The sequence below is a fragment of the Sphingomonas sp. UBA978 genome (assembly GCF_002292295.1).
Taxonomy (GTDB): domain Bacteria; phylum Pseudomonadota; class Alphaproteobacteria; order Sphingomonadales; family Sphingomonadaceae; genus Sphingomonas.
Genome location: NZ_DBBS01000019.1, coordinates 229,080 through 238,406, shown reverse-complemented (window position 1 = coordinate 238,406; position 9,327 = coordinate 229,080). Strand labels below are relative to the sequence as shown.

At 62.3% G+C, this 9,327-nt stretch carries 10 protein-coding genes, 1 tRNA gene and 1 pseudogene; 7 read left to right on the top strand and 5 right to left on the bottom strand.

Annotated features, from left to right (window positions below; translation table 11 throughout):
* The 4 genes and pseudogenes from B2515_RS12625 to rpsL form a co-directional block, all read right to left on the bottom strand.
* Positions 1-679, bottom strand: a pseudogene (locus B2515_RS12625) (GTP-binding protein); the annotation flags it as partial.
* 198 nt (positions 680-877) lie between these two features.
* Positions 878-2,974 carry an elongation factor G gene (gene fusA / locus B2515_RS12620; RefSeq protein WP_293876804.1) on the bottom strand — a complete coding sequence of 699 codons (2,097 nt, stop codon included), beginning with the start codon at positions 2,972-2,974 and terminating at the stop codon, positions 878-880.
* 83 nt (positions 2,975-3,057) lie between these two features.
* Positions 3,058-3,528: a 30S ribosomal protein S7 gene (gene rpsG / locus B2515_RS12615; RefSeq protein ID WP_230629367.1), complete on the bottom strand. Its 471-nt coding sequence runs from the start codon at positions 3,526-3,528 to the stop codon at positions 3,058-3,060.
* A gap of 86 nt (positions 3,529-3,614) precedes the next feature.
* Positions 3,615-3,986 (bottom strand): 30S ribosomal protein S12, encoded by a 372-nt coding sequence (gene rpsL / locus B2515_RS12610; protein WP_112381158.1) that lies wholly within the window; start codon positions 3,984-3,986, stop codon positions 3,615-3,617.
* 241 nt (positions 3,987-4,227) lie between these two features.
* On the opposite strand from rpsL, the gene B2515_RS12605 reads away from it, so the two are divergent.
* The 7 genes from B2515_RS12605 to B2515_RS12575 all read left to right on the top strand — a co-directional run bounded on the left by B2515_RS12605 (position 4,228) and on the right by B2515_RS12575 (position 7,993).
* Positions 4,228-4,866 (top strand): hypothetical protein, encoded by a 639-nt coding sequence (locus B2515_RS12605; protein WP_293876796.1) that lies wholly within the window; start codon positions 4,228-4,230, stop codon positions 4,864-4,866.
* A gap of 98 nt (positions 4,867-4,964) precedes the next feature.
* A tRNA-Trp gene (locus B2515_RS12600) sits at positions 4,965-5,040 on the top strand.
* A gap of 80 nt (positions 5,041-5,120) precedes the next feature.
* On the top strand, positions 5,121-5,264 hold the full coding sequence (locus B2515_RS12595) for a hypothetical protein (protein ID WP_293876794.1): 144 nt from the start codon (positions 5,121-5,123) through the stop codon (positions 5,262-5,264).
* A gap of 187 nt (positions 5,265-5,451) precedes the next feature.
* Entirely contained in the window at positions 5,452-5,649 is a 198-nt protein-coding gene (gene secE / locus B2515_RS12590; protein ID WP_017979500.1) for a preprotein translocase subunit SecE, read from the top strand.
* An 11-nt stretch (positions 5,650-5,660) separates the two neighbouring features.
* A complete protein-coding gene (gene nusG, locus B2515_RS12585) occupies positions 5,661-6,197 on the top strand; it encodes a transcription termination/antitermination protein NusG (RefSeq protein WP_037534189.1) in 537 nt (178 codons plus the stop codon).
* Positions 6,198-6,402: 205 nt separating this feature from the next.
* On the top strand, positions 6,403-7,296 hold the full coding sequence (locus B2515_RS12580) for a DUF262 domain-containing protein (RefSeq protein ID WP_293876787.1): 894 nt from the start codon (positions 6,403-6,405) through the stop codon (positions 7,294-7,296).
* 157 nt (positions 7,297-7,453) lie between these two features.
* A complete protein-coding gene (locus B2515_RS12575) occupies positions 7,454-7,993 on the top strand; it encodes a hypothetical protein (RefSeq protein WP_293876785.1) in 540 nt (179 codons plus the stop codon).
* Between the two features lie 128 nt (positions 7,994-8,121).
* Here B2515_RS12575 and B2515_RS12570 read toward each other — a convergent pair whose 3' ends face one another.
* Positions 8,122-9,036 carry a hypothetical protein gene (locus B2515_RS12570; RefSeq protein ID WP_293876784.1) on the bottom strand — a complete coding sequence of 305 codons (915 nt, stop codon included), beginning with the start codon at positions 9,034-9,036 and terminating at the stop codon, positions 8,122-8,124.
* Positions 9,037-9,327 lie beyond the last annotated feature (291 nt).

The window sequence follows — 9,327 nt, the reverse complement described above, 5'->3', positions numbered from 1 at the left end:
CCCGAGATCGAGAACACGTCCTCGATCGGCATCATGAACGGCTTGTCGAGCGGACGCTCGGGCTGCGGGATGTAGTCGTCAACCGCCTGCATCAGCTCGGTGACGGCATCCTTGCCGAACTTGTCGTTCGAACCCGACAGCGCGCAGGTCGCCGACCCCTTGATGATGGGGATATCGTCGCCCGGGAATTCGTACGAGCTGAGCAGCTCGCGGATTTCCAGCTCGACCAGCTCGAGGATTTCCTCGTCGTCGACCAGATCGACCTTGTTCATGAACACGACCATCGCCGGCACGCCGACCTGACGGGCGAGCAGGATGTGCTCGCGGGTCTGCGGCATCGGGCCGTCGGTCGCCGACACGACGAGGATCGCGCCGTCCATCTGCGCCNNGCTGCACCGGTGATCATGTTCTTCACATAATCGGCGTGGCCCGGGCAATCGACGTGCGCATAGTGGCGGTTCGTCGTCTCATACTCGACGTGCGCGGTCGAGATCGTGATGCCGCGCTCGCGCTCTTCCGGAGCCTTGTCGATGTTCGCGAAGTCGACCGCGGTGCCGCCGGTCGTCTCTGCCAGCACCTTGGTGATCGCGGCGGTCAGCGACGTCTTGCCGTGATCGACGTGGCCGATGGTGCCGATGTTGAGGTGCGGCTTGTTCCGCTCGAATTTTGCCTTAGCCATTTTCCTACCTTCTGATTCGAATTCGGTGCCGCCGGGGCCACGCGAACGCGGCCCTGTAGCGGTAGTTGGTATGTAACGCCAGCCCCTGTGCGGCGGGGCCGACGACGGAGTAAATCCGTCGTCGGACGGGTTCGACTGCGTCGCCCCGCCGTCCGGCCTTCGGTGTCTCGGGGCCAAGTCGCCTCAGCCCCGCGCCCCTCAGGCGAGCTTCGCCTTGACCTCGTCAGCGACGTTCTGCGGCACTTCGTCGTAATGCGAGAACTGCATCGAGTATTGCGCGCGGCCCTGCGTGAACGAACGCAGCGCGTTGACGTAGCCGAACATGTTGGCCAGCGGCACCATCGCCTCGACCGTCTGCGCGTTGCCGCGACTGTCGGTGCCCTGGATCTGACCACGACGGCTGTTCATGTCGCCGATGACGTCGCCCAGATAATCCTCCGGAGTGACGACCTCGACCTTCATGACCGGCTCGAGCAGCGTGATGCCCGACTTCTGCGCCGCTTCGCGCATCGCGCCACGGGCACAGATTTCGAACGCCAGCGCCGACGAGTCGACGTCGTGGTACGCGCCGTCGTACAGCAGGACTTCGAAGTCGATGATCGGGAAACCGACCAGCGAACCGGTTTCCGCGGTTTCACGGAAGCCCTTCTCGATCGCGGGGATATATTCCTTCGGAATGTTACCGCCCTTGATCTCGTCCTTGAAGACGAAGCCGCTGCCACGCTCGCCCGGCGACAGCTTCACCTTGACGCGGCCAAACTGACCGGTGCCGCCCGACTGCTTCTTATGCGTATAGTCGATGTCGACCGGCTTCTTGAGGTATTCGCGATACGCCACCTGCGGCGCACCGACGTTCGCCTCGACCTTGAACTCACGCTTCATGCGGTCGACCAGGATCTCGAGGTGGAGCTCGCCCATCCCCTTGATGATGGTCTGGCCAGATTCGGCGTCCGACGACACGCGGAACGACGGATCCTCGCGGGCGAGACGATTGAGCGCGACGCCCATCTTCTCCTGGTCGGCCTTGGTCTTCGGCTCCACCGACAGCTCGATCACGGGCTCGGGGAATTCCATCCGCTCGAGGATGATCGGGGCGTTCTGCGCGCAGAGCGTGTCACCGGTCGTGGTATCCTTGAGGCCGGCGAGAGCGACGATGTCGCCCGCGAAAGCCTCCTGGATGTCCTCGCGGCTGTTCGCATGCATCAGCAGCATGCGACCGACCTTTTCCTTCTTGTCCTTCACCGAGTTCTGGACCTGCGACGCCGCTTCGAGCTTGCCCGAATAGATGCGCGCGAAGGTCAGCGTGCCGACGAACGGATCGTTCATGATCTTGAACGCCAGCGCCGAGAACGGCTCGGAGTCGGAGGACGGACGCTCGTCCGGCGTTTCGCCGTCGAGCTTGACGCCCTTGATCGCCGGCACGTCGAGCGGGCTCGGCAGATAGTCGACCACCGCGTCGAGCAGCGGCTGGACGCCCTTGTTCTTGAACGCCGAACCGCAGACGATCGGAACGAACGCCATCTCGAGCGTACCCTTGCGGATCAGCTTCTTGAGGTCGGCGACCGACGGCTCGTTGCCCTCGAGATACGCCTCCATCAGCGCATCGTCCTGCTCGACGGCCATCTCGATCAGCTCGCTGCGATACTTGGCGGCCTTGTCGGCCATGTCCGCAGGAATGTCCTGATATTCGAACTTCGCGCCCAGCGACTCTTCGAGCCAGATGATCGCGCGGTTCTCGACCAGGTCGACGAGGCCCTTGAAGCCGCCCTCGATGCCGATCGGCAGATACAGGACGGCCGGACGCGCGCCGAGACGCTCGATGATCGAATCGACGCAGAAATAGAAGTCCGCACCGGTACGATCGAGCTTGTTGACGAAGCACATGCGCGGCACGCCGTACTTGTCGGCCTGACGCCACACGGTTTCCGACTGCGGCTCGACACCGGCGACGCCGTCGAAGCACGCGACCGCGCCGTCGAGCACGCGCAGCGAACGCTCGACCTCGATGGTGAAATCGACGTGGCCCGGCGTATCGATGATGTTGATGCGGTGCTCGGGCCCCTTGCCCTCTTCCGCCGACCAGAAGCAGGTCGTCGCGGCGGACGTGATCGTGATCCCGCGCTCCTGCTCCTGCTCCATCCAGTCCATCGTCGCGGTGCCTTCATGCACTTCGCCGATCTTGTAGGACTTGCCGGTGTAATAGAGGATGCGCTCGGTCGTGGTCGTCTTGCCGGCGTCGATATGCGCCATGATGCCGATGTTGCGATAGCGATCGAGCGGATGGCTGCGGGCCATGATCGTGTTTCCTTAGCGATGTGGGGAGCGCAGCTTCCGCCGGCTCCCCACGATATAGGTCAAAGGTTGGAAGCTTCCAAGCCTTACCAGCGATAGTGGCTGAAGGCGCGGTTGGCTTCGGCCATGCGATGCGTGTCTTCGCGCTTCTTCACCGCGTTGCCGCGGTTGTTGGCGGCGTCCATCAGCTCGCCCGACAGGCGGGCGGCCATGGTGTTCTCGCTGCGGGCGCGGGCGGCAGTGATGAGCCAGCGGATCGCCAGCGCCTGGGCGCGCTCCGGACGAACCTCGACGGGGACCTGATAGGTCGCACCGCCGACGCGGCGCGAACGCACCTCGATGCCGGGCTTGATGTTGTTGAGCGCGTCATGGAACACGCCAATCGGCTCGCGCTTGGCGCGCTGCTCGACGGTTTCCAGGGCACCGTAGACGATCAGTTCCGCGACGGACTTCTTGCCGTCGAGCATGACCGAATTCATGAACTTCGAGAGGACCTCATCACCGAACTTGGGATCGGGGAGGATGATACGCTTTTCCGGGCGACGACGACGTGCCATTTCAAAAACCTTTCTAACTTCAGCCTGATGGTCGAGCCTGTGTGCCAGATGCCCGACTTGCGTCGGTTGGCGGGAGGCCGGCCGGCTTACTTCGGACGCTTGGCGCCGTACTTGGAGCGGGACTGGCGACGATCCTTGACGCCCTGCGTATCGAGCACGCCGCGCAGGACGTGGTAGCGGACGCCGGGAAGATCGCGCACACGGCCACCGCGGATCAGGACCACCGAGTGCTCCTGCAGGTTGTGGCCTTCACCCGGAATGTAGCTGATGACTTCGCGGCTGTTGGTCAGGCGGACCTTGGCCACCTTGCGCAGCGCCGAGTTCGGCTTCTTCGGGGTCGTCGTGTAGACGCGGGTGCAGACGCCGCGCTTCTGCGGGTTCTGCTCCATCGCAGGGACCTTGGACTTGGCCTTCTGCGGTTCGCGGCCCTTGCGGACCAGCTGGTTGATCGTTGGCATGAAGCCTTCACCTCGTGAATGGGTTACTTTGCTGGAGCCATCACAGCACTTCGGAATACAAAAAGGGACGTGAGCAGCGACACGCGCCACCCCGGCCCCACAACTTTGCATCCAGCAATGTTCAAGCTTGCCCGCCGGATCACTCCGACGAACGGGGCGGGCCTATACGCAGAGTCAGACGGATGGTCAACGGGGCGGCGCCTTAACGCGGTCGCAACCGGGCCGCGCGCAAGACGGGACGATGATCGCCATCCCGCGTCCGGCCGCGTCCGCCCTGCCCCTCCCGATTGTTGCGCCTCTCGTTGCAGCGGCGCTGCTGGCTGGGTTGCTGCCGGGCGGCCGGTGGAGCGACGCCCTCGCGCTGCTCGCGTCGGTCGCGGCGCTCTGCGCGGCACACGAAAGGCGGACCGGCGCGATGATCGTCGCTGCCGGGCTGGCAGCCGGGCTGGCGTCGACGGGGTTGCTGCTCGCGCCCTTGTGGCTGGGCCTTGCCATTCAGCGCCGGGCGGTGCGACTCTTGCCGAATGCGGCGGTGACTGCGGCGCTCGCCAATCTTGCGCTCCCTTGGCCCACACCGGTGCTGACACTCCCCAACCTCGCACAGGTGGCCGCCGCGTATCCGGACGCCTCGCCCCTGATCGCGGCGATCAGTATCGGGATGGCCGCATGGCTGGCGGCACGGGCCTCCGTCTCGACATCGGGCGTATTATGGTCCGAGGCACGATTGGGCGCGATCCTTATGGCTAGCGTCCTGCCGCTGCCGGTGAGCGCCCTCGGCATCGTCGTGATGCTTGCAGCCCTTCCCCAGCCCAGGCGACCGCTTCTCGATGCAGCCAACGACAATGTCGTCGGTCGGCGAACGATTCGACTTGCCGCCTGATCCCCCGCCCCGCGATCAGCCGCGACTCCGGTTTCATCCCGACCCCACAACAGCGTCTTGCCCTTTTTTTTCGGGGGGGGTAGGGGGTGCGGCGCTGCAGGAGTGTAGCTCAGTTGGTAGAGCATCGGTCTCCAAAACCGAGGGCCCACGGTTCGAGTCCGTGCACTCCTGCCAGTATCGCGCGCCGCGATGCCCCATGAAATTTTTGTCACGCGAGGCGATGACGCACGCGTCCGGGCTGCTATAGGCGCCCGATGGATGAGGCCACGCGATACACCCTTGTTTATGCGATCGTCGGGACGCTGCTGCTGATCGGCGTGCCCGCGTTGATCGTCCACCTGCGCCGCCGCAAACGCGAGAAGCTGCGCCGCCGCGGGATCAAGCGCTACGGCCATTGAGCCGCCGACACCCCCCGCCGACACTCCCCGCGCAGCGGCCTTGCGTTCGCCGCCCCGTACGGCTATCTGCGCAGGCCATCCGACAGCGAGGACGGGCCACGCCGGTTCCCCACCCCAGGGGAAGCGGCAGCGGTCTTATGCCTCGCGATCCGGTTTTCGTGATTCCAGCGGGTTTTGAGACAAAACAGTGGCGAAGACGACCCCCATCGAATTCATCCGCCAGGTTCAGGCCGAGACCAAGAAGGTCGTCTGGCCGACCCGGCGCGAGACGATCATGACGGGCGTCATGGTGGTCATCATGACCACCATCCTCGCGCTGTTCTTCCTGGGCGTCGACACGTTCTTCAACGCGGTCGTCCAGGCGCTGCTCAAGCTCGCGAAGTAAGGGTAGATCCAATGGCGCGCTGGTACATCATTCACGCCTATTCGGGCTTCGAGGGCAAGGTCCGCGACGCGATCATGGCGGAGGCGACGCGGCTCGGCCTCGAACAGCTGGTCGAGCAGATCGAGGTCCCGACCGAGACGGTGACCGAGGCCCGCCGCGGCAAGAAGATCGCGGTCGAGCGCAAGTTCATGCCCGGCTACGTCCTCGCCAAGCTCAACATGAACGACGACGTCTACCACCTCGTCAAGAACACGCCCAAGGTCACCGGCTTCCTCGGCAGCATGGGCAAGCCGCAGGCGATCAGCGAGGCCGAGGCCGCGCGCATGCTCAACAGCAAGGAAGAGGCCGCCGCCGCCCCCAAGACCAAGGTCAAGGTCGATTACGAGATCGGCGACGCGGTCAAGGTGCTGGAAGGCCCGTTCGCGAGCTTCAACGGCATCGTCGAGGAACTCGATTTCGACAAGTCGAAGGTCAAGGTGTCGGTGTCGATCTTCGGCCGCGCGACCCCGGTCGAGCTCGACTTCGAACAGGTCGAACGCTCGAAGTAAGGCGCACGCGGCTGGCGGCCGGGTCGCGGCGCGCGCACCGACTGGAAGCAAAAGCAAAGATGGCAAAGGCCGGGGCAGCAACGCCCCGGCCTTTGTCGTTTACAAGCCGGTGGTGTGCTAAAACAATATTTAACGCCCTTTCGGCCAACTTATTTGCAACCAGCGTTACACCGATACAGGTTCTGGGTCAGCGACAGGGGACACAATGGCGACAGTAGCGATACGCACGGCAATCGAACGCATCTTGAGCGGATCGATACGCATACCTGCATTTCAGCGCGGCTTTGTCTGGACGACAGACAATATATCTTTCTTGATGGATAGCATTTATCGCAACTACCCCATAGGAAACATTCTTCTTTGGCGCACACGTGACACACTTGAGAAAGAACGGGACCTTGGGCCATTTGCACTGCCAAAAGCCGAAAAAGAGTATCCGGTAGATTACGTGCTTGATGGTCAACAGAGACTGACCGCCATTTTTAGCGTTTTTCAAACAACTCTACAAGCAAATAGCTCGACTGAAGCTTTTGATATTTTCTTTGATCTACAGGCACCAGACGGTGCTTTAGAGGATCAATTTGTCTCGATCTTTGAGACGGGAGCGGATCCTAATAGATATTTCCCGCTTAGAGCTATTTTTGACACGGCTCGATTCTTTAAAATCGCAAGCGAACTGTCTGAGGACAATAAAGACAAAGTGGTAGAATTACAACGAAGATTTCAGGAATTTCAACTTAATCTAGATGTAATTGAGTTCGATAACAAAGATGAAATTGCAATAATTTTTGAGCGTGTCAATAGAGCGGGTATTCGTCTTGATGCTTTTCAACTACTATCGGCTTGGACTTGGAGTAGTGAATTCGACTTGAATGAGTCAATTTCCGAATTGGCAAGCGACCTCGAACCATTCGGATTTTACGACCTTTCATCAGACCCCAACTTAATGATGAAATGTTTTGCAGCCGTAGTGAAAGGCGACGCCCAGCTTAAGGACGTTGTCAGCCTTCATGGACCGACGGTACGGGCACGCTTCGACGAGATAAAGCGCGGTATTCTTGGCGCGATCGACTTTCTAAAAAAAGCAACTGTCCATTGAGAGCTTGGCACTTATGCCGTATCCGGCAATGCTCGTGCCCCTCTCTGCATTCTTCGCAACATCGTCACTTAGCGGCGTACATCCTACCGACGCGCAACGGCAGGCAATAATTCGCTGGTACTGGCGCTCGTGCCTATCTCGACGTTACTCGTCAGGCGTGGGCCGCGCTCATGCAGCGGATATAGCGTTAATGACGTTAATTAAAGCCGGGCAGGATCCCGACATCCTTCGCTCTGTCCGACCAATTGAACCGAGCTTTTTCGAAGAGAATCGCTTTGCAATCGGCAACGTAAACTCAAAAATTCTGATCAATATTCTTTCGCAGAAAAATCCAGTTAGCTTGCTATCAGGCGCAAAGATCGACCTCTCTTCAGTACTCCAAAAAGCAAATAAAAATGAATTTCATCATATATTTCCGAGAGCACATCTCAAACGAGAGGGACTCGAGAATGATCGCATCAACGCCATCGCAAATATTTGCTTCCTATCGAAAAGTGACAACAACCGAATTAAAGACAAAGAACCTAGTGCCTACGTGTCGATGATGACGGATGGCAAAATAGATGAAATTCTGCAAACAAACTTAGTACCCGTAAATTTTGCAACACTGAGCTACGATGAATTCATGCGGGATCGGTCGATATTAATTGCAAATTTTGCAAACTCGCTAGCCGGGATTTGGGGAACATCGCATTGAGGGAGATATTCGTCAAAGTCTGCTCTACTGTGATGGAAAAGCCTCCCACATCCGCTCAAGAGCTCTAGACACTTCGACCGCGAATTGTTTGACCGGCACTATCTCCGTACCCGTGTCGAGTGACTGGCTCACCCGCCCCCGCCCTTCCAGTCCCCGATCCGCCAGCCGCCGGCGATGCCGCGCCCGGGGCGGCGGGGCGTCCGGGCCGGGTCGGCCTTGCTCCAGCCCGTGACCTGGTCGAGCGCGGGGAGGATCGCGGGCGGGTGTTCGTGGGGGTCGCGGCGGGCGGGTTCGGCGAGCGCGGTGCGGGCGATCGCGTCGTCCTCGGCATCGCGGGCGCGTTCGGCCTGCCATTGCAGCGCCATGCGGGCGGATTGCTGGTCGCCGGTCTCGCCGCGGCGGCGCCTGTAGTCGGGACGCGTCGCCCACAGGCGGACGGCCTTGTGGTTGAGGGCGAGCAGCTGGATGACGTGGTCGCCGGTAACCTGCGCGACCGGCGGCAAATCGTTGTGGCGCCAGCCGTCGTCGCGCGCGGCGGCGACGTCGAAGCTGTCGAGCAGGGCGCCCTCGACCCGGTCATAGCCGCATTGCAGCGCGAGCCGCATCTCGCGGGCGAAGCCGGGATGCGCCTTTGCCCGGGCGTAGAAGGTGGCGTGGCTGAACCCCGCGGCGGCGGCGGACAGGCGGACGTTGGCGGTGGCGGACAGAGCGGCGAGGAACGCCTGTTCGGCGGCGCGGGTGAGCTGGCCCTTGCGGTGGGCGCGCAGCTGGAGCCGGCCGTTGCGGGTGCGGATCGCCTTGGGTTCGGGGACGGATTCGGCGGCGGCGGCCGGGGCGGGCGCGCGCTGCAGGCGGGCATGGGCGATGGCGAGCGCGGCATCCCATTCGGCCGCGAAGGCGGGGTGACTCGCACGGCGGCGGGTGAACAGCGCGCGATGCGCGCCCATCTCGCGGGCCGCGGCGCGGACGTTGCCGGTGCGACGGAGGATGGCGAGGAAGGCCGCGTTCTGGAGCGCCTGTGCGCGGGTGAAGGGTCTCGGCATGATTCGCATGGCGTGCGCCGGCCGATCCAACATTGGAAGAGGGCGCGGTCAGGGAAAGCACCGGATCGGAGCGGGCTTGGCGAACGGCCGTTGCCGCGGGGCCGACGACCCTCGGCCGCCGTTCGGTCATGCCGCCGCCCCCTCCGGCGGCACCGTTGCGCGAGCGCGGTGGACCTTCGGTATGCGGGCCCGTGGACGCCGGAATCCGTGCGGGGTGACGGGGCGATGGGGCGATGGGGGCGCCCGTTGCGACCTCGAACCGCGCGCCGTCGCATGGCGACCGGCGATCGG